The sequence below is a fragment of the Roseateles sp. SL47 genome (assembly GCF_026625885.1).
GTDB lineage: Bacteria > Pseudomonadota > Gammaproteobacteria > Burkholderiales > Burkholderiaceae_C > Roseateles.
This window is the reverse complement of record NZ_CP113068.1, coordinates 56,045-76,274: the sequence shown is the minus strand read 5'-3', so window position 1 is coordinate 76,274 and position 20,230 is coordinate 56,045. Positions and strand designations below refer to the sequence as shown.

At 67.9% G+C, this 20,230-nt stretch carries 17 protein-coding genes; 6 read left to right on the top strand and 11 right to left on the bottom strand.

The features are described 5' to 3' along the window. Window positions 1–2 precede the first annotated feature (2 nt). The 11 genes from acsF to bchF are packed head-to-tail and all read right to left on the bottom strand — an operon-like array spanning window position 3 to window position 13,481. Entirely contained in the window at window positions 3–1,079 is a 1,077-nt protein-coding gene (acsF, locus tag OU995_RS00250; RefSeq protein WP_267833355.1) for a magnesium-protoporphyrin IX monomethyl ester (oxidative) cyclase, read from the bottom strand. Further along, a complete protein-coding gene (gene puhC / locus OU995_RS00245) occupies window positions 1,063–1,539 on the bottom strand; it encodes a photosynthetic complex assembly protein PuhC (RefSeq protein WP_267833354.1) in 477 nt (158 codons plus the stop codon). The genes acsF and puhC overlap by 17 nt, the downstream gene beginning before the upstream one ends. Before the next feature lie 3 nt (window positions 1,540–1,542). Next, window positions 1,543–2,238: a photosynthetic complex putative assembly protein PuhB gene (puhB, locus tag OU995_RS00240; protein ID WP_267833353.1), complete on the bottom strand. Its 696-nt coding sequence runs from the start codon at window positions 2,236–2,238 to the stop codon at window positions 1,543–1,545. Then, entirely contained in the window at window positions 2,235–2,990 is a 756-nt protein-coding gene (puhA, locus tag OU995_RS00235) for a photosynthetic reaction center subunit H (protein WP_267833352.1), read from the bottom strand. The genes puhB and puhA overlap by 4 nt, the downstream gene beginning before the upstream one ends. Window positions 2,991–2,999: 9 nt before the next feature. Further along, complete coding sequence (locus OU995_RS00230; protein WP_267833351.1) at window positions 3,000–4,463, bottom strand: BCD family MFS transporter; 1,464 nt, start codon at window positions 4,461–4,463, stop codon at window positions 3,000–3,002. Next, window positions 4,460–5,161 (bottom strand): magnesium protoporphyrin IX methyltransferase, encoded by a 702-nt coding sequence (bchM, locus tag OU995_RS00225; protein WP_267833350.1) that lies wholly within the window; start codon window positions 5,159–5,161, stop codon window positions 4,460–4,462. The genes OU995_RS00230 and bchM overlap by 4 nt, the downstream gene beginning before the upstream one ends. Beyond that, window positions 5,161–6,069 carry a ferredoxin:protochlorophyllide reductase (ATP-dependent) iron-sulfur ATP-binding protein gene (bchL, locus tag OU995_RS00220; RefSeq protein WP_267833349.1) on the bottom strand — a complete coding sequence of 303 codons (909 nt, stop codon included), beginning with the start codon at window positions 6,067–6,069 and terminating at the stop codon, window positions 5,161–5,163. The genes bchM and bchL overlap by 1 nt, the downstream gene beginning before the upstream one ends. After that, window positions 6,066–9,827: a magnesium chelatase subunit H gene (locus OU995_RS00215; protein ID WP_267833348.1), complete on the bottom strand. Its 3,762-nt coding sequence runs from the start codon at window positions 9,825–9,827 to the stop codon at window positions 6,066–6,068. Before OU995_RS00215 ends, bchL begins: the two co-directional genes overlap by 4 nt. 16 nt (window positions 9,828–9,843) lie before the next feature. Next, window positions 9,844–11,553, bottom strand: coding sequence for a ferredoxin:protochlorophyllide reductase (ATP-dependent) subunit B (bchB, locus tag OU995_RS00210; protein ID WP_267833347.1), 1,710 nt, complete (start codon window positions 11,551–11,553; stop codon window positions 9,844–9,846). Window positions 11,554–11,565: 12 nt separating this feature from the next. Beyond that, window positions 11,566–12,870: a ferredoxin:protochlorophyllide reductase (ATP-dependent) subunit N gene (locus tag OU995_RS00205; RefSeq protein ID WP_267833346.1), complete on the bottom strand. Its 1,305-nt coding sequence runs from the start codon at window positions 12,868–12,870 to the stop codon at window positions 11,566–11,568. Further along, a complete protein-coding gene (gene bchF / locus OU995_RS00200; RefSeq protein WP_267833345.1) occupies window positions 12,867–13,481 on the bottom strand; it encodes a 2-vinyl bacteriochlorophyllide hydratase in 615 nt (204 codons plus the stop codon). Before bchF ends, OU995_RS00205 begins: the two co-directional genes overlap by 4 nt. 400 nt (window positions 13,482–13,881) lie before the next feature. Between bchF and OU995_RS00195 the strand changes: the two genes are divergently transcribed. The 6 genes from OU995_RS00195 (at window position 13,882) to OU995_RS00170 (ending at window position 20,230) form a co-directional block, all read left to right on the top strand. Beyond that, a complete protein-coding gene (locus OU995_RS00195; protein ID WP_267833344.1) occupies window positions 13,882–14,838 on the top strand; it encodes a cobalamin B12-binding domain-containing protein in 957 nt (318 codons plus the stop codon). Window positions 14,839–14,962: 124 nt separating this feature from the next. Further along, window positions 14,963–16,486, top strand: coding sequence for a transcriptional regulator PpsR (gene ppsR / locus OU995_RS00190; RefSeq protein ID WP_267833343.1), 1,524 nt, complete (start codon window positions 14,963–14,965; stop codon window positions 16,484–16,486). 57 nt (window positions 16,487–16,543) lie between these two features. After that, on the top strand, window positions 16,544–17,422 hold the full coding sequence (gene chlG / locus OU995_RS00185) for a chlorophyll synthase ChlG (protein ID WP_267833342.1): 879 nt from the start codon (window positions 16,544–16,546) through the stop codon (window positions 17,420–17,422). Further along, entirely contained in the window at window positions 17,419–18,756 is a 1,338-nt protein-coding gene (locus OU995_RS00180; protein ID WP_267833341.1) for a BCD family MFS transporter, read from the top strand. Before chlG ends, OU995_RS00180 begins: the two co-directional genes overlap by 4 nt. Further along, window positions 18,753–19,946, top strand: a complete 1,194-nt coding sequence (locus OU995_RS00175; protein ID WP_267833340.1) for a geranylgeranyl diphosphate reductase — start codon at window positions 18,753–18,755, stop codon at window positions 19,944–19,946. Before OU995_RS00180 ends, OU995_RS00175 begins: the two co-directional genes overlap by 4 nt. Beyond that, window positions 19,943–20,230, top strand: coding sequence for a hypothetical protein (locus OU995_RS00170; RefSeq protein ID WP_267833339.1), 288 nt, complete (start codon window positions 19,943–19,945; stop codon window positions 20,228–20,230). Before OU995_RS00175 ends, OU995_RS00170 begins: the two co-directional genes overlap by 4 nt.

The window sequence follows — 20,230 nt, the reverse complement described above, 5'->3', positions numbered from 1 at the left end:
CCTTACCAGCTCGGCGCCACACGCATCTCGCCGGGCAGCTCATGCGTCTTCACCGGCAGCAGGTACAGCCGCGCAAAGCACGCCGTGGCCTGCAGCGCACACCAGCCCTGCTGCAGCTTGCCCAGCAGCCCGCCGCGTGCCTTGGCGCGGTCGTTGGCGGCGGCAATGCTGCACAGGCGGGTCATGCCGGCGCGAAACGCCGGGCGGTCGGTATCCAGGCTCAATGGAAACACCTGGCGGGAGATCTCGGTGGTGATGTTGAACACCCGGTAGTCGTAGTCGGTCGGGTCCATGCCCAAGGCTTGGCTCAGCCAGGGGCGGGTATGGTCCCGTACATACATCGTGGCGTAGACCGCCAGCAGGAAGAAGCGGATCCACAGCTTGTTGCCGCCGCGCAGCAGATGCGGCTGCGCGCGCATCATCAGCGCGAACGACTCGCCGTGGCGGAACTCGTCATTGCACCAGCGCTCGAACCACCGGAAGATCGGATGGAAGCGCAGCTCCGGATGCTGCTCCAGCTGGCGGTAGATGCTGATGTAGCGCGCATACCCGATCTTCTCCGACAGGTAGGTGGCGTAGAAGATGTACTTGGGCTTGAAGTAGGTGTAGGCCTTGGTGCGCTTGAGATTCACCAGGTCCACCTGCAGGCCAAAGTCCTTCAGCGACTGGTTGATGAAGTTGGCATGGCGCGACTCATCGCGCGTGAGATAACGCATCAGCTGCTTGATGTCGGGGTTGCTGACGTTCTTCGCAATCTCGTTGTAGAGCACGCAGCCGGAGTACTCGCTGGTCAGCGAGCTGACCAGGAAATCCTGAAAGTCTCGCCGCAGCTGGGGCGACCACTGGGCCGACAGCGCCGCCGCCTCGGCGGTGAATTCGGGCGTCCGGGTGAAATGGTCGTGGTTGTTGTCGCCTTCATACTCGGCCATCATCACCTCCCATTGCGCGCGAATGGGGTCCATGTCCAGCCGGTCCATCGCCGCGTAGTCGGTCTTGTAGAACCGTGGCGTCAGCATGGTTTCGGCCTTGGCCAGGCGGGCGGCATCTTCGGGGGTCTGAAGTTCAGCGCTGAGCGACATGATCGGCTCCTGGTGGGGTGGCGGGCAGCAGGCGGGCAAACACGGCCGCATTGCTGGGTCCGAAAGCTTCGAGGTCAATGCGGCGGCGGGTGCCCGGATCGACCAGGGTGAGGCGGCCGTCGGCACGGCCAAGCAATTCAAAGGGGGTTTCCGGCCCCAGGCCCTGGCGCTTGCGTTCGCGGACCAGGCCGCGCATGGCGCTGCGCAGGAAGCCGTTGGTGCCCGGCGCAATGGTGGTCAGCAGCCTTCCGCTGCCGGCATCCAGCACCGCAATGCTGCCGTCCGCCCCATCCTCAAAACGCAGTTGGCGGGTGGTGACCGTGCTGGCGTCCGGCTGCTGCTGGGCGCTGACACCGGCCAGACGCACCACACCCACCCCCAGCACACTGGCCAACACCAGTGCGCCCAGGGCCGCCAGGGGCAGGGCCGGCAGTTTGCTGGCAGACGGGGCGGTACGCATGGTTCAGGCCGCCTGCGGCAGTGGGTGGGCCGCCGTTGCGCCAGCGTCGGTGGGTACCGCCCGCATCGGCAAGGTTTGGCGATCCGCTTCTGCCTGCCGCAGGGCTTCGGCCAGCAGCGCTGCAACGGTGGGGGCATCCGCCAGGGCCCGCAGCATGGGCTGGGTGCGCCGCAGATGCCAGGGGCGTGCATGCGGCCAGAGGTGCAGGTAGGCGATGCGGTCTGAGCCGCCCAGGGTCAGCACGATGTCGCCACCTCGTCCGCGGGCGCGCCATCCCGCCGAGAGAATCTGCGAGAACGGCAGATTGAAGGTGATGCTCAACACAATGCCCACCCGCAACACCACCCGCCGGTTGGTGATGGTGTAGACCGTGCTGCGGGCCATCATCCAGGCGATGGTGGCCAGCAACCCGCAAGCGAGCAGGATCAGCGGCAACATGCCGGCCAGCCCCATCAGGATCTGGCCCACCGGCTGGCCATCGGCCCAACCCGTGGCCACACGCCATCCGAGCAGCAGCAGGAAGTAGCCGATCACCAGATCCAGATGCACCGCCTGGCGAGCCAGCAGCCGCGCGTCGGGGCTGCCCTGCCACAACTGACGCTCGCCATCGGGAAGCGCTTCGGGCAGGCCCCGCATGGCCTCGAACTCATGCTCGTGCGCGGGGGCCAGCACGTTCACGAGATTGGAGACGGCCCTCACAGCAGCGGCTCCTGGCGTTGGGGCGTGGCGTAGAGGGTGCCGGCGCCGTAATAGGCCATGATCTTTTCCTCCTCCAGCAGCGTCACCTGTTCGGCTTGCCGCGTGCCCGGCACCTGGGCGAATTGATGGCCGAGGATGGACTTCACCACGATGCGATGCTGCAGCACCCGCGCAAAGTTCATCGGCAGCAACACATGGCGGCCGCCGGCCACTTCCAGCTCCAGATAGCGGAACAACATCTCCGAGCGGTCCACCCACAGGTCCACGACCCGTGCGCCTTCCACGCCGTCATCACCCACCACCGGCAGGCCACGCGGGTCCACATCCTGCGGGGCCACGCCAAAACCGGCAGCGGTGCGCAGGGGAACGATGCGCGGCAGGCCTTCATAGGTCATGTCCGGCACATCGGCGCGATTCGCCCAACTGCCGGGCCCCACGCCCGCGAGCAGCGGGTCACCGTCCGGCTGGAAGGGCGAGCCGCGATAGGCGCCCTCATGCACCGGCGGTTGCGAGTCGCGACGGGCATTGGGGGCCTGCACCGTGCCGCCATGGGCCAGTTGGTAGGTCTTCGGTGCGGGGACCGCCGGCCAGCCCTCCACCCGGATGGCGTGTGAGCGGTCGGACTCCAGCGGATAGCCCTCGCGCTTGTTCTCGCGATGCAGGTAGTAGATGAGGCCCGCGAAGAAGATCCAGAACGCGTAGAGCACGAGTTGGGCCACGTCGATGTAGCCCGTGATGGCACCGGTTTGCATGGAGGCCTCCTAGCCTGGAAACTCGGCCAGCCCAATGCGCTGGCGGGATGGTGGGGATGCGCCACGGCGGCGCACCAGGGGACCAATGGCGATCAGCGTGCCGAACAGCAGGGCGATCTCCAGGTGATAAACAACGCTGTAGGCCACCTGCGGTTCGGACATGGCCGTGCCCAGCCAGCCATGTGCCGCCAGGGCTTCAAAACCGTCTCGCAAGGTGCCCCCCAGCGCCACGGCCAGCCCGCCGGCCGTGGCCTGCATGGCGCCCCAGGCGCCCAGGGCCAGGCCCGCACCACTGGTGCTTTCCAGCCCCATGGCCACCACCAGCGTGCTGACGGCAAACAGCCCGCCGCCCAGGCCGATCAGCACATTGCCGATGCGGAACAGCCAGCCCGAATCCAGCGGCGCAGCAAAGATGACGGCCGAGAAGGCCACGATGCCGACCAGCAACCCCAGTGCGGCCAGGCGATGGGCGTCGAAGCCACGCCCCAGCAGCCGGGCGGCCAGGGCAAATGCCATGACCGACCCCAGCGCCATGCCAGCGGTGAGCAGGCTGGTCGCAGCCACCGGCAGCTTCAGGATGGCGCCGCCATAGGGCTCCAGCACGATGTCCTGCATGTTGAATGCCGCCGTGCCCAGCGCCACCGCCACGAGGAAGCGACGCGTCTGCGGCTGGGCAGCGAAGTGCCGCCAGACTTCGCGGAAAGGCGGCACCCGCTCGCCGGGCGGCAGCCGCTTCACCGTGCCGCGCGCTTCCTGCTTCCACAGCGCCACGGTATTGAGCACCATCGTGGCGAGTGCGGCGCCTTGCACCACGGCGACCAGCCGGGTGGGTGAAAAGCTCTGCAGCAGCAGGCTGAAGCAGGTGCTGGCCAGCACCATGCCCAGCAGCAGCATCACATACATCAGCGCGACCACACGCGGGCGGGTGTCCGGCCGGGCTTGATCGGTGGCCAGGGCAAGGCCGGCGGTCTGCGTGGTCTGCATGCCGGCGCCCACCAGGATGAATGCCAGTGCCGCCGCCAGCCGGCCGACCATCACGCCACCCGGCTGCGCACTGGCCTCGGCGCCAGGCTGCAGCAGCACCAGCGCAAACGGCATGATGGACAGGCCACCGAATTGAAGCAGGGAGCCAAACCACAGGTAGGGCACGCGCCGCCAGCCCAGAGCGGACAAATGCGTATCGGAGCGGTGGCCCACCAGCGCACGGAACGGGGCCGCCAGCAGCGGCAGCGCCACCATCACCGACACCGCCCAGGCCGCCACGCCCAGCTCCACGATCATCACCCGGTTCAAGGTGCCCACCAGCAGCGCATAGGCCATGCCCACCGACACCTGGAACAGGGCCAGCCGCATCAGCCGGCTCAGCGGCAGCTCGGTGGTGGCCACATCGGCGAAGGGCAGAAACTTCAGACTCAGCCGGGACCACTTCAGCGCCAGGCGCTGATTGAACGGGCGGGGCACGGTGGCTTTCATGGCCGCACCAGCTCCAGCGCCTGCGAGGTGTAGAAGCCGCTGTAGACCCGCTCGCTGCGTTGCAGGTCCCAGGCCAGCAGGCGGGGATGCGCGCCGATGAGCTGCTGCAGCCGCTGCTCCGCCACCGGCACGATCGACGGGGACCGATTGCCCCGCGGGAAGAGTTTGCCCACCGCCTTCATCACCTGCAGGGCCGGATTGCTGGGGGCAAAGGTGAACAGCACCGAATGGCGTGTCCGCTCGGCCAGGCCGGCCAGCACGGCCACCGCATCACCCGGTTCGTAGTGGATCAATGAGTCCATGCCCACCACATGGTCGAACTGGCCGAGGGCGGGGTCCAGCATGTCGCCGGCCCGGAAGTCGATGCGGCCGCCGCTGTCAAAACTGGGTTGCCGCTGACGTGCCAGATCCACCAGCGTCGGGGACAGGTCAATGGCCACCACCTCGGCGCCGCGTCGGGCGGCTTCCACGGCCAGTGCGCCGGTGCCGCAACCGGCATCCAGCACCCGCCGCCCGCGCAGGTCCGCCGGCAGCCAGGAGAGCAGGGTGCTGCGCATGCGGTCACGCCCGGCCCGCACGCTGGCCCGCACGCGGCCCACCGGCGCGTCCGAGGTCAACCGCGCCCAGGCGTCCACGGCCGTGCGGTCGAAATAGGCCTCGATCTGGCCGCGGCGTTGGAGGTAGTCGGAGTGGCGCATCAGTCGAATCCCAGCAGGTCGAAGAGATCCCGGTCCTTCATCGGCACGGCTTCATACGGCGCGCCGCCGGTCCACATCGAAGCGGCCAGGCGCAGGTATTCCTGCTGCACCCTCTCCAGCTCCGGTGACGCTTCCATCTCGAAGAGCGTGGACTTCTTCAGCCGGCTGCGGCGGATGACGTCCAGGTCGGGGAAATGCGCCGCGAGCTTCAGGCCGATGCGCTCGTTGTAGCGGTCGATCTGGTCGGTGGCCGCGCTGCGGTTGGCAATCACGCCGCCCAGCCGGACCTTGTAGTTCTTGGCCTTCGCGCCGATGGCCTGTACGATGCGATTCATCGCGAAGATGGAATCGAAGTCGTTGGCCGTGACGATCATGGCGCGGTCGGCATGCTGCAGCGGCGCGGCAAAGCCCCCACACACCACATCGCCCAGCACATCGAAGATCACCACGTCGGTGTCCTCCAGCAGGTGATGCTCCTTCAGCAGCTTGACCGTCTGGCCCACCACATAGCCGCCGCAGCCGGTGCCGGCCGGCGGCCCGCCCGCTTCCACACACATCACGCCGTTGTAGCCTTCGTAGACAAAGTCCTCCACCCGCAGTTCCTCGGCGTGGAAGTTCACCGTCTCCAGCACGTCGATGACGGTGGGCAACATGCGTTTGGTGAGCGTGAAGGTGGAGTCATGTTTGGGGTCGCAGCCGATCTGCAGCACCCGCTTGCCCAGCTTGGAGAACGCGGCCGAGAGGTTGCTGGAGGTGGTGCTCTTGCCAATGCCGCCCTTGCCGTAGATGGCAAAGCATTTGGCGGTGCCGATCTGCAAGGTCGGGTCCATCTGGACCTGCACGCTGCCGGCGCCGTCCGGTCGCCGGTTGCCGATCTCATTCAGGGGGACGGCGGTGATGGTGCTCATGCAGCGGCCTTTTCAATGACGCCTTCGAGGCGGTCTTCCAGCTCGTCACCCGCCTGGCGCAAGGCCTGCAGGGTGGCGGCGTCGGGTTGCCAGTAGTCGCGATCCACGGCTTCCAGCAGGCGATGGGCGACGCGCGTGGAGGCCGTCGGGTTCAACTGGGCCAGGCGCTCGCGCATGGCCGGGTCCAGGATGAAAGTGGCGCTGAGCTGCTCATACACCCAGGGCGCCACCTGCCCGGTGGTGGCCGACCAGCCCAGTGTGTTGGTGACATGCACCTCGATCTGGCGTACGCCTTCGTAGCCATGCTTGAGCATGGCCTCGAACCACTTCGGATTGAGCATGCGGGTGCGGGTCTCTAGCGCCACCTGCTCACTGAGGGTACGCACGGTGCCACCGCCCAGGCCGTCGCGGGTCTGGTCGCCGATGTAGACCGGCGCCATCTGCGCTTCGGCGCCTTCCCGCGCCACTTTGGCGCGGCGGATGGCACGGCTCACCCCGCCCAGCGTGTCGAAATACGTGTCCACCGTGGTGATGCCCAGCTCGACCGAATCCAGGTTCTGATAGGCCAATTGCACATCGGCCAGCACGCTTTGCAGCAGGGCAGCCTGCTGCACCGGGCGCCCGGCTCGACCGTAGGCAAATCCCTTGCGGCGGCTGTAGGTGTCGGCGAGTTCATCCCCGTCCTGCCAGCGGCTGTTGTCGATCAGGCTGTTGATGTTGGCTCCGTAGGCACCTTCCGCATTGCCAAACACCCGCAGCGAGGCGGTTTCCAGGTCGCCCCCGTGGGCGGCCTGGAAGGCCAGCGCATGCTTGCGGATGAAGTTGAGATGGTCGGGCTCGTCGGCGCTGGCCGCCAGGAAGGCGGCTTCGGCCAGCAGCTTGATCTGCAGCGGCAACAGGTCGCGGAAGATGCCGGAGAGGGTGATCACCACATCGATGCGGGGGCGGCCCAGCTCAGCCAGCGGAACCAGCTCGGCACCGGCGAGTCGGCCATAGCTGTCCTGGCGCGGCCGTGCCCCCATCAGCGCCAGGGCCTGTGCAATCGGGCCGCCCTCGCTCTTGAGGTTGTCGGTACCCCACAGCACCATCGCAATCGATTCGGGCAGTGCATGGCCGCCTTCCTGATGGCGGTCCAGCAGGCGCTGGGCCTGGCGGGCACCGTCCTTCACCGCATAGGCGCTGGGCAAGCGGAAGGGGTCGAAGCCATGCAGATTGCGGCCGGTGGGCAGGATGGCGGGGGTGCGCAGCAGGTCCCCGCCGGGCGCGGGCCGCAGGAAGCGGCCGTCCAGGGCCCGCAGGATGCCGTCGATCTCGCGGTCGTCCGCCATCAGACGGTCCATGTCGGCGAGACCTTGCAGCAGCTCGCGATGTTCCAGGGCGTCGCTGTGGGCGGGCATGCCGTGCAACACCAGCGCTTCGATCACGGCCCGGTCGGGCTTGATGCCTTCAGACGCGTCAGCAAAGGACATCAGCAGATCCACCCGCTCCGCCGCGCTAGGGGCCTGCCCCACCACATGCAGCCCGTGGGGGATGAGTGTGTATTCCAGCTCCAGCACCGCTTCGCCCAAGCGTGCAATGGCCGCCTCCGCGCCATCCGCCCAGGCCGGCGCCACCGGTGCGAGGTCCAGCGTGGCGGCCTGCGCCTGGATCATCGTGGCCAACTCGTCCCGCTCGGCTGCAGCTTCCGGTTCCAGGCCGCGGTAGCGCTCCAGCAGTTCCTTCAGCTCCACCAGCCCCTTGTACAAGCCGGCCTCGGCCACGGGCGGTGTCATGTAGCTGATCAGCGTGGCGGCGGCCCGGCGCTTGGCAATGCTGCCTTCCGACGGGTTGTTGGCCGCGTAGAGATAGAGATTGGGCAGGTCCCCGATCAACCGGTCCGGCCAGCAGCGGGCCGACATGCCGGCCTGCTTGCCCGGCATGAATTCCAGCGCGCCATGGGTACCGAAGTGCAGCACCGCATGGGCGGCGAAGTCTTCGCGCAGCCAGCGGTAGAAAGCGGAAAACGCATGGGTGGGGGCAAAGCCATGCTCGAACAGCAGCCGCATCGGGTCGCCTTCATACCCAAAGGCGGGCTGGATGCCAACAAAGACATTGCCAAAGCGCTCGCCCAGGATCTGGATGTGGCTGCCGTCCGTCTGCTGCCGGCCGGGGCAGGGCCCCCATTGCGCCTCGATCTCCTTGAGGTGCTTCTCGCGGCGCAGGTGCTCGTTGGCGGGGATGCGGTGATGCACGTTGGCCAATGCGCCGTAGCGCGCCGCATTGCCGTGGATGAGGCGTTCGCGCAGGTCGTCCACGCTGGTCGGCAGCTCCACCGTGTAGCCTTCGCGCGCCATCGACACCAGCGTGTTGTAGAGCGATTCGAAGACCGACAGGAAGGCGGCCGTCCCGGTGGCACCGGCATTGGGCGGGAAGTTGAAGATCACCGCCGCCACCCGTCGTTCGGCGCGTTGGCTGCGGCGCAGGTCCACCAGCTTGCCCACGCGGGCCGCCAGGGCATCGGCCCGCTCGATGCAGCTGTGCATGTCGTGCGAGTCGATGGTGTTCTCGAAGCGGCAGGCATGGCTGCAGCCGGTGCAGGCGATGTGAGTGCCGTTGGCGCGCCCGCCAAACACCATGGCGCCGGTGGCACCGTCCAGCTCGGGAATGGCCACCATGATGGTCGATTCCACCGGCAGCAGCCCGCGCGAGGATCCACCCCATTGGTCCAGCGTCTGGAACTCGACCGGATGCACGGCCAGGTAGGGCACGTCCAGCGCCGCGAGCACGTCTTCGGCGGCCTTGGCATCGTTGTAGGCTGGCCCGCCCACCAGGGAGAAGCCAGTGAGCGACACCAGCGCGTCGATGCGGGGTCGCCCGCTGCTGTCCTGGAAATAGGCGCTGATGGCCGGGCGCTGGTCCAGCCCGGTGGCAAATGCCGGGATCACACGCAGCCCGCGCGCTTCCAGCGCCGTGATGACCCCGTTGTAGTGGTCGGCATTGCCGGCCAGCAGATAGGAGCGCATCAGCAACAGCCCCACCGTGCCGCGCGGGCCGGTGGTGGCCATGCTGGGCAGGGCGTCCAGCGTCGTGGCCATCTGGCCGATGGCGCCAGGGTGGTTCATCTGCGGGTGATAAAGACCGACTTCGGGATAGGCAATGGGCTGGTCCGGCCGGGCACTGGCGCGCAGCGTCAGGCGCGGGCCGTCCGCATAACGCTCCACCAGCAGCTTCACCATGTTGGCGATGTTGTCCTGCGATCCCGCCAGCCAATATTGCAGCGTCAGGAAATAGGCCCGCACGTCCTGCGCGGTGCCGGGGATGAAGCGCAGGATCTTGGGCAGCATGCGCAAGACCTTCATCTGCTGCGCCCCCGCGCTCGCCGGGCGGCCCTCCTTGCCGGCGGGTTTGCCGCGCAGCCGCTTCAACAGGGCCAGGGCGCCGTTCGCGGGAGCACTCATGTCAAAGCCGCCCATGCGGGTGAGGCGGGTCACCTCGCCGGCCGACATGGCACAGACCATCGCGTCGCAGTGCATGCGCCGGGCCTGCAGATCGGCCAGCACCGGCATGAAGTGGTCTTCCAGGAACAGCATCGACGCGATGACGATGTGGGCGGCGGCGATGTCGGCGCGGCAGCGGGCCAGGGCTTCCGGCTGGTCGCCCCATTCGGCGGCCGCATGCACCGTGAGCCGCAGGCCGGGCAGATGCCGGGCCAGGGTCACGTTGGCCCGTTCGGCAGCGCTGGCCAGATGCGAATCCATGGTCACGATGACCACGTTCATCGCAGGCGCCGCAGGGCTACCGGCTGAAGTGCGCCTTGGCGTCATAAAGCGTCTCCAGCGTGATGAGGGGCAGGCTTCGTGTCCGGGCATAGGCCTCGGTATTGCGGCGCGCCTTGGCACGAACAAAGAAGGGAATCTTGCGGAGCTCCTGCTCGGCGTCGGGCGACCAAGTCGCCGCTGCGGTGGCGGCTGCCGTGGCAGTGGCTGCTTCAGCGGTGGCTGGGGGGAGCGCCGCCTCCGTGACCGCAGGAATCCCGATGGCAGAGGGGGGGGCACTTTCGGGTGGCACCGTCGGTGCGGGAGAAGCCTCAGGGTGGGTGCTGGCGGCCATTGCAGCGGGTGCCACGGCCGAGCCTGACGCCGGGTGCCATTCCGATCCGGCCGGAGCCGCTGCGTGTCCCAGGTGCGACGGTGCCGCCGCTTCGTGGAATTCGAAATCGCCTCGGAACATGCCGAGCAGATGTTCTTCCAGCCCCATCATCAGCGGGTGCACCCAGGTGTCGAACAGCACGTTCGCGCCCTCAAAACCCATTTGCGGGGCATGCCGCGCCGGGAAGTCCTGCACATGCACAGGGGCGGACACCACCGCACAGGGCAGGCCCAGGCGCTTGGCGATGTGGCGCTCCATCTGCGTGCCCAGCACCAGGTCGGGCGCAGCAGCCGCCATGGCCGCTTCGACCTCCAGATAGTCGTCGGTGATCAAGGCTTCCAGGCCGTAAGTCTGTGCAGCCGCCCGCAGCTCACGCCCGAATTCGCGGCTGTAGCTGCCCAGCCCGACGACCTCGAAGCCGAACTCCTGTGCGGCGACACGAGCGGCTGCCACCGCATGGGTGGCATCACCAAAGACAAACACCCGTTTGCCGGTCAGGTAGTTGGCATCCACCGAGGCCGCATACCAGCCGGAGCGGGACTGCGCCTGTGCAGTGGCCAGGTCCGGATCGATGCCGGCCAGCGTGGCGACTTCAGCAATGAACTCGCGGGTGGCACGCACCCCGATCGGAATGGTGCGAGTGGCCGGTTGACCGAAGGTCCGGCTCAGCCAGGCAGCTGCTGTCTGGGCCAGCTCCGGATACAGCACCACATTGAAGTCGGCATCGGCCAGCCGGGCCAGATCAGCCGGCGTGGCCTGCCAGGGCGCGATCACGTTGATCTCGATGCCCAGTTGCGTCAGCAGTTGCGAGATTTCCCGCAGGTCATCGCGGTGCCGGAAGCCCAGCGCCGCAGGACCGAGCACATTGCAGCGCGGCACCGCGCCGCGCTGGCGTGGCTGCGGCGCCTGTGTCGGCTTGACCGCCAGTGTGCGCACCAGTTGATAGAAAGTTTCGGCGGCGCCCCAGTTCTCCTTGCGCTGGTAGGCGGGCAGCTCCAGCGGGATCACCGGCACGGGCAGGTCCAGCGCAGCGGCAAGGCCCCCTGGATCGTCCTGGATCAGTTCGGCGGTGCAGGAGGCTCCCACCAGCAGCGCCTGCGGCTGGAAGCGTGTGTAGGCCTCGCGGGCGGCGTCCTTGAACAGCTGGGCGGTGTCGCCGCCGAGGTCTCGCGCCTGGAAGGTGGTGTAGGTGACCGGTGGGCGTTCGCCACGCCGTTCGATCATGGTGAACAGCAGGTCAGCATAGGTGTCCCCCTGCGGCGCATGCAGCACATAGTGCACGCCGCGCATGGCCGTGGCCACCCGCATCGCCCCGACGTGGGGCGGGCCTTCATAGGTCCAGAGCGTGAGCTGCATGGTGGTGGTGTCTCAGGCCGCCAGCAATTGCCGACGATGCAAGGGGCGGGTGAACAACGCAGCCAGATCGCCCGCCTGCTCGAAACCCTGGATGGGGGTGAAGACCAGCTCGATGGACCACTTCGTGGTGAGGCCTTCGGCTTCGAGCGGGTTGGCCAGACCCAGTCCGCAGACCACCAGGTCGGGCCGCTCCGTACGGCAACGGTCCAGTTGCCGCTCCACATCCTGCCCTTCCGACAGGGCCGTGCCTGCGGGCAGCAAGGCCAGTTCTTCGGCCAGATGGGTGCGATGCAGATACGGTGTGCCGACTTCCACCAGTTGCATGCCCAGTTCCCGCGCCAGGAAGCGGGCGAGCGGGATTTCGAGCTGCGAATCCGGGAAGAAGAACACACGCCGGCCGGCCAACTGCGCCCGATGCGTCAACAAGGCCGATTCGGCCCGCTGGCGAGCCGGCGTGATGACCCGGGTCGCGGTGGTGGCCGCCACGCCCATGGCATCAGCGGCGGCCAATATCCAGGCGGCACTGCCTTCGGCCCCCAGAGGGAAGGGCGCTGCAATGCGCTGGGCTCCGCGCGCTTCCAGGGCCCGCGCGGTATCGCCCAGGAAAGGCTGGGCCAGCAGGAATCGCGTCTGCGGGCCGACGGCAGGCAGTGTGGTGGAACTGCGGGAGGGGAAGAACGACACCCGTTGCAGGCCCATGGCTTCCAGCAGCCGACGGAACTGATCTTCCACCACATCGGCCAGTGTGCCGACCACCATCAGCTCGGGCGCTGCGGTGTCCTGCGCCGTGGACAGGGCCGGCAAGGTCGGCACCAGCGCGGCAAGGCAGGCGTCTTCACCCTGGGTAAAGGTGGTCTCGATGCCGCTGCCGGAATAGTGGAGCACCCGCACCTGCGGGTGGTAGCGCTGGCTCAGCCGGCCGGCGGCGCGGGACAGGTCCAGCTTGATCACCTCGGACGGGCAGGAGCCCACCAGAAAGAGCAGGCGGATGTCCGGCCGACGCTCCAGCAGCCGCTGCACCACCCGGTCCAGTTCGTCCTGGGCATCGGCCAGGCCGGCCAGGTCCCGTTCGTCGAGGATGGCGGTGGCGAAGCGGGGCTCTGCAAAGATCATCACGCCTGCGGCGGACTGGATCAGATGGGCGCAGGTCCGGGACCCCACCACCAGGAAGAAGGCGTCCTGCATCTTGCGATGCAGCCAGATGATGCCGGTCAGGCCGCAGAAGACTTCCCGCTGGCCGCGCTCACGCAGCACCGGGGCGCCCGGGCTGTTGCCGGGGCAGCCGCCTTGCGCCTGAATGGGAATGATCGGGCTCATGAGCAGGCCCCCGGCATTGAGCGGGGGGGCGATGTCCCCTGTTTTGCGGGCAAGTCGGTGGGCAAATCGGCGGGCACGTCTGGCGCCCCCGCCATCCCTTGCAATCGCGCAGCCCGCAGCTTGAGCACAAACTGGGTGGCATTGATGGCGTAGGCCGCATAGGCCGCCAGCGCCAGCAGCATCTGGCTGCGGCTGTCCAGCCAGCCGGTGAACCACGCCATCAAATAGCCGGTGTGCAGCGCCAGCACCGCCATGCTGAAGACGTCTTCCCAGAAGAAGGCCGGGGCAAACAGCCAGCGGTTGAACACCACCTTCTCCCAGATGCAGCCGGTCACCATGATGGTGTAGAGCAGCAGGGTCTTGATGAGCACCGAGACCGCCGCCGTTTGCTCGCCGGCGCCGGTGACCAGGAAGCGCAACACCAGCACCAGGCTGACGAGGAAGACCAGGAACTGCACCGGGGCCAACACGCCCTGGACCAGGGTCCAGCGGGTGGCGTCCCGGCGGGCGCGTTCCTCAGGGGTGTAGAGCGCCGGGTGGCGAGGCTGGTCAGGGGCCAGCCGATGGGGCTCCTGATGGGGCTGCTGAAGCGTCTCATGCCGCAGCGCCATCCCTGGGCCCCTGCGTGGGGGCCGAGGCGCAGCATGCGCCGCAGCGCCCGATGGGGGCCTCAGCGAAGAGGGTGAGGCGAGGGGTGGAAGCATGGGGCCGAATCTAGGCCTGCCCGAAATGGATGTCAATCCAGATTGACGTAATAAAAACTGGACACTTGAATCGGCTTCAGGAAATTCAGCTTGACGTCAGGCTTGGCGAGGGGGACATTGCATCGGCTTGTTCATCGACTTGAGTTGACTGAACAAATCGCTGTCACTACTAAAAAATCAGATCAAACCTACCCAAACTGTTTGCAGTGGCGATTTCTGACGCTGCCTAGCGCCGAGGGCGGAGCCGATGTTCTCCAGCCCCTCACAGGGAACCCAAGCTGCCGATCCACCTCTGAGGAGACACGTGGTGGCTGGATGGACGACCAATCGGCAGGCCAAAAGGCCGCCACAACGCCGACGTGCGGAGCTGGATGCAACGCCCTCCGGCGCCGCGCGCAGCCCGACCGAAGTGCTGACCCTGGACGCCTTGCTGGCGGCCCGTCTGGAATCGAACGGTGAAACGCCGCTGCCGCATCGGGCGCGCGCCGGGCCCCATGAGCAGCTCACGCGGCTGGTGGAGGCGGAGATCATTCCGCGCCTGATGCTGCTGCACCGGCCGCCGCCGCTGGCGGAGCTGCCGCCGTGCCCGATGTTCGTGCCGACGCAGGCGCATGTGCTGACGCTCAGCACGCTGGCCGTCCACGACGATGGTGAGGCCGCATTGCTGTATGTGCGCAGTCTGGTGGACCTTGGTGCGACCCATGAGCAGGTGTTGCTGGACCTGCTGGCCGCCAGCGCCCGCCACATGGGGCGCTTGTGGGAGGAGGACCTCTGCAGCTTCTCCGAGGTCACCATCGGCCTGTGGCGCTTGCAGCGGGTGCTGCACGAGTTTGCCCAGTTGGAGCCACCGCGCCTGACGGGGGCCGCTGCGGGCCGTCGATGCCTGCTGGCGGCCGTGCCGGGCACGCAGCACACCTTTGGACTGTCCATCGTGGCGGAATTCTTCAGCCGTGCCGGCTGGGATGTCGACTGCGAGCCCCGCATCGGCTGGAAGGACCTTCGCGTCCGGCTGGCACAGGAACCCTTTGAGGTCTTCGGGCTGTCAATCTCTTCGGGCGAGCAGATCGCCGAGGTGGTGTCTGGTATTCTTGACATACGCAGGACGGCGGCCAATCCCCGCCTTTTTGTGATGGTCGGTGGACCCATGGCAGCCTTGATGCCGGACCTCGCGGAACGTTGCGGGGCCGATGCCATGGCCAGCGACGCCCGTTCGGCCGTGGCCTTGGCTGATGCCAGCCTGCCCCGCCGGGTTCGGGGCGTCTGAGCGCTTCTGCCGGGTCCCGAGTTCGGGCCCGGCGCTGGTCAGGTGGAGGGAATCCTCGATCGTTCTTTGATGGCTTGGCGGCTCGGGAAGGCCGTGCTGCCGCTTGATCACAACAGGGAACCTGATGCAGACCCAAGGTAACGCGGCCCACCCACAGCGATTTGAGGCGCCGGAGCGCCATTTCGCTGGGCTGAACGCCGACCTCCTGGCTCGAATCGTCGCCGCCGCGTCCGACGTGGCGCTGGTCGTCGACGGCCAGGGCGTCATTCGGGACGTGTCCCTGGGAGCCTCCGCCGCAGCGGAGCTGGCCGAACTCCGACAGTGGGTGGGACGTCGCTGGGCGGAAACCGTCACCATCGAGAACCGCGTCAAGGTGCAGTCCATGCTGTCCGCCGGAGGCCCGGCGCCCGGTGTCGGCCTGCCGCCGGAGCGGCAGGTCACGCATGCGCTCTCGGGCGGGGTGGACCTGCCCATCAGCTACAGCATCGTCCCGCTGGACAGCCAGGGCGCCGTGCTGGCCCTCGGGCGAGATCTGCGGGAGGTCGCCACCGTCCAGCAGCGCCTGGTGGATGCCCAGCAATCCATGGAGCGGGACTATCTCCGTCTGCGTCACACCGAGGCCCGCTACCGTCTGCTGTTCGAGGCGGTGGATGAGGCGGTGCTGGTGGTGGATGCCAGCTCGCTGGTTGTGTTTGAGCAGAATGCCGCCGCCAGCCGCCTGCTGGGTGATGTCGGCAAACGGGTGGTGGGCCGCAGCATGCTGGATGTGCTGGCCCCGGGCAGCCATGCCGACGTGCAATCCGGCCTGGCGCAGGCGCGGGCAGGCGGGCGGTGTGATGAACTGACCATCCGGCTGGCCAGCAGCACCCTGGAACTGATGCTGTCGGCGTCCGCTTTCAGGCAGGACAGCACCACCTTGCTGCTGGTGCGGCTCTCGCCGATGCCGGGCGCGATGAAGGGCAAGTCCTCCAGCCGGTCATCCGGGTTGTCCTCATCCGGGCGTGATGGCGCTCATGGTGCCAATGGCAGCGATGCTCCTTCCCTGCTCGATGTGGTCAACACCCTGCCCGACGCCTTTGTGCTGACCGACATGCAGGGCCGCATCCTGGCGGCCAACCAGGCCTTCAGCGACATGCTGCAACTGCCCCCCGGCGAATCGGTCCAGGGCCAGTCGCTGGATCGCTGGCTGGGCCGCACCTCGGTGGATATGAATGTGCTGATCGGCAATCTGCGTCAGCACGGGGTGCTACGGCTGTTCCCGACCACCATGCGCAGTGGCCTGGGTGAACTCAACCCGGTGGAGATTTCTGCCGTGGCGGTGCCGGACGGCAGCCAGGCGTGCCTGGGTTTTGCCATTCGCGATGTGGCGCGGCGCCTCCCCGCCGAGACACGCCCGGCGCGGCAGCTGCCGCGTTCGGTGGACCAGCTCACCGGGTTGGTTGGCCGCATGCCGCTCAAGGACATCGTGGGCGAAACCACCGATCTCATCGAGCGCCTGTGCATTGAGGCCGCCCTGGAGTTGACACGGGATCACCGCGCCTCGGCTGCCGAGATGTTGGGCCTCTCTCGTCAAAGCCTGTATGTGAAGCTCCGCCGCTACGGCATCCTCGGTGACAACGGGCCGGAGGAGTCGGCACCGCCGCATTGACACCCTATGATGTAAAGGTGGATTGACAACTCCCTGCATCGGTCCAGAATAGGCCGCATGCAGCGCCCCGCTCTGTCGGCCATTGCCGAACTGCTCAAGCCCATCACCTGGTTCCCGCCCATGTGGGCCTTTGCGTGTGGCGTGGTGGCTTCGGGCCTGCATCCGGATGGCCGTTGGCCGGTGATCGTGGCGGGCGTGTTGCTGGCGGGCCCTTTTGTGTGTGCCACCAGCCAGGCGGTGAATGACTGGTTCGACCGGGAGGTCGACGCCATCAACGAACCTCAACGTCCCATCCCGTCCGGCCGCATGCCGGGTTACTGGGGCCTCTACATCGCGCTGCTCTGGACCCTGTTGTCGCTGCTGCTGGCCTGGCAGATTGGTGTGGTGGGTTTCCTCGCGGCGGTATTGGGTCTCCTGCTGGCCTGGGCTTACAGCGCGCCGCCCCTGCGGCTCAAGCGCAATGGCTGGTGGGGCAATGCCGCTTGCGGCCTTTGTTATGAGGGCCTCGCCTGGATCACCGGCGCGGCGGTGATGGCCATGGGCGAGTGGCCCGATGGCCGCTCCCTGGCGCTGGCGCTGCTCTACAGCCTGGGGGCCCACGGCATCATGACCTTGAACGATTTCAAGTCCACGGCCGGCGACCGGCAGATGGGCATCCGCTCCCTGCCGGTCATGCTGGGCGACCCCGGCGCGGCACAGGTGGCCTGTGCGGTGATGGCGTTGCCGCAGGTGATCGTCATCGGCCTGCTGATCCATTGGGGGCAGGTCGGCCATGCCGTGGCGGTGGTGGTGTTGCTGGTGGCGCAGGGGCTGCTGATGCGGCGCTTCCTGGCGGACCCGGTGCCGCGTGCCCGCTGGTACAGCGGTGTGGGAGTGCCGCTGTATGTCTGCGGCATGCTGATCAGCGCCTTTGCGCTGCGAGGGGTGGTGTCATGACGCCTTCAATGGGATGGCTGGGTGTGGTGCGCCTGGGGCTGGTGCAGTCCGCGCTGGGCGCGATCGTGGTGCTCACCACCTCCACGCTCAACCGGGTGATGGTGGTGGAAATGGCGCTGCCCGCGCTGCTGCCCGGGCTGCTGCTGGCCTGGCATTACGTCGTGCAGGCGGCCCGGCCGCGCATGGGCCATGGCGCGGACCAGGGCCGGCGCTGCACGCCGTGGATTCTGGGTGGCATGGTGACCCTCGCTGCAGGCGGCTGGCTGGCCGCCGGGGCGACCGTGCTGATGGCCGATTACCTGGCCGCAGGCATCGCGATGGCGGTGCTGGCGTATGGCCTCATCGGCCTGGGCGTGTCGGCCAGCGGCACCTCGCTGCTGACCTTGCTGGCCAAGCGGGTGGCGCCGGAGCGCCGCGCGGCGGCGGCCACCATGGTCTGGATCATGATGATTGCCGGCTTTGTGGTGACGGCCGGTGTGACTGGCCGCTTCCTGGATCCGTTCACACCGCAACGGCTGCTGATGGTGGCCGGAGGTGTGTCGGTGTCTGCGGTGTTGCTGGCGGCGCTGGCGCTGTTCCGGCTGGAGGGGCGGTCCGAGCCCGTTCCCATGGCATCGGCACGACACGACCGTGCTGCGGCGTCGGTGCCGTTTGCACAGGCCTTGCGGGACGCGTGGGCCGATCCGCGTTCGCGGCGCTTCACCGTGTTTGTGTTCATCTCCATGCTGGCCTACAGCATGCAGGACCTCATCCTGGAACCGTTTGCCGGCGTGGTGTTCGGCTTGACGCCGGGGGGCACCACGCGCCTGTCCGGAACCCAGCACGGCGGCGCCCTGCTGGGCATGGTGCTGGCTGCAGGCGCCGGTAGCCGCTGGGCGGGCGGCCGCTGGGGCAGCCTGCGCCAATGGACCGTCTGGGGCTGCGTGGCGGCCGGGCTGTCGCTGGGCGGGCTGGTTCTCGCCGGGTTGACCGGGCCGGGCTGGCCGCTGGCAGCCAATGTCTTTCTGCTGGGGCTGTGTACCGGTGCGTTCTCGATTGCGGCCATCGCCGCCATGATGAGCCTGGCCGGTGCGGACGGCCCGGGTCGCGAAGGTGTGCGCATGGGTCTCTGGGGCGCGGCGCAGGCCCAGGCGTTCGCCCTGGGGGGGCTGGTCGGGACCGCCGCCAGTGACCTGACGCGTTGGCTGATCCATGCGTCAGGCCCGGCTTATGCGCTGGTATTCCTGGCCAACGCCGCATTGTTCGTGATGGCGGCCTGGCTGGCGGCGCGGGTGGATGCCCGCCCGGCGGTGTCGGCGCCGATGTATTTCGGCCAACTCAAGAGGGCACCATGACAACTGCTGCACCTGTGGAACTGGATGCCGTGGTCATCGGCGGGGGCCCGGCCGGTGCGACGGCGGCGGACGATCTCGCCCGCCAGGGGTATCGCGTGCTGCTGCTGGACCGTGCGGGGCGCATCAAACCCTGCGGCGGCGCCATACCGCCTCGGCTCATCGCGGATTTCGCCATCCCGGACGAATTGCTGGTGGCGCGGGCCACGGCCGCCCGCATGGTCTCGCCCAAGGCCATCGAGGTGGACATCCCGATCGAGGGGGGCTTTGTCGGCATGGTGGACCGCGAGCAGTTCGACGAATGGTTGCGGGCACGCGCCGCCTCCCATGGCGCGCTGCGCCGGGTGGGCCAGTTTGAACGATTGAGCCTGGATGAAGACGGCGTCCGCGTGGTGCACTTCCAGACGGACGCCGGCCCCGAGCAGGTGCGGGCCCGCGCCGTGATCGGTGCCGATGGCGCCCGCTCCCAGGTGGCGCAGCAAGCCGTGCCCGGCGCTGACCGGGGCCGTTTTGTCTTCGCGTACCACGAGATCCTGGCCGTGCCCGATGCGCCGCCTGCGGGTTATGCCCCCGGCCGATGCGAGGTGCATTACCGGGGCAGCCTGTCCCCCGACTTCTACGGCTGGGTCTTCCCGCATGGCGCCAGCGTCAGCGTGGGCACCGGCAGTGCGGACAAAGGCTTCTCCCTGCGGCGCGGTGTGCTTCAACTGCGTGAGACGGCCGGGCTGTCCCATGCCCGCACGCTGAGACGGGAGGGCGCGCCCATCCCGATGAAGCCGCTGCCGCGCTGGGACAACGGGCGGGATGTGGTGCTGGCCGGAGATGCGGCGGGGGTGGTGGCTCCCGCGTCCGGCGAGGGCATCTATTACGCGATGCTGGGCGGCCGGCTGGCCGCCGAGGCGGTGGCGCAACTGCTTCAGACCGGCAATGTGCGTGCCCTGGCCAGCGCGCGGCGGCGCTTCATGCGTGAACATGGCCGGGTGTTCTGGGTGCTGGGGATGATGCAGCACTTCTGGTACCGCAGCGACAAACGCCGTGAGCGCTTCGTCAGCATCTGCCGCGACCGCGATGTGCAGCAACTCACCTTTGATGCCTACATGCACAAGCGCCTGGTGCGAGCCCGGTTTCTGGCCCATGTGCGCATCTTCGCCAAGGACATGGCCCACCTGCTGGGCCTGGCGAGGGTGTCATGACCGACCACGATCTGCTGCTGCGGATGAGCGAGCTGGTGCTGGTGGCAAGCCTGATCGAATTGCTCTGGCTTCTGACCCGGCGACGTGCAGGGCCTTCCGGCCTGGTGCCCAATCTTCTGGCCGGCCTCAGCCTGGCCCTGGCCTTGCGGCTGGGCTTGGGCGGTGCCGGTGTGATCTGGGTCGGTGCCTGCCTGGTGTCGGCCGGAATCAGCCATCTCTTCGACCTTCGGGCCCGCTGGCGCCGACCGGTCGTTTCTCTCCCCCTTCGACGCCAGCAGACATGA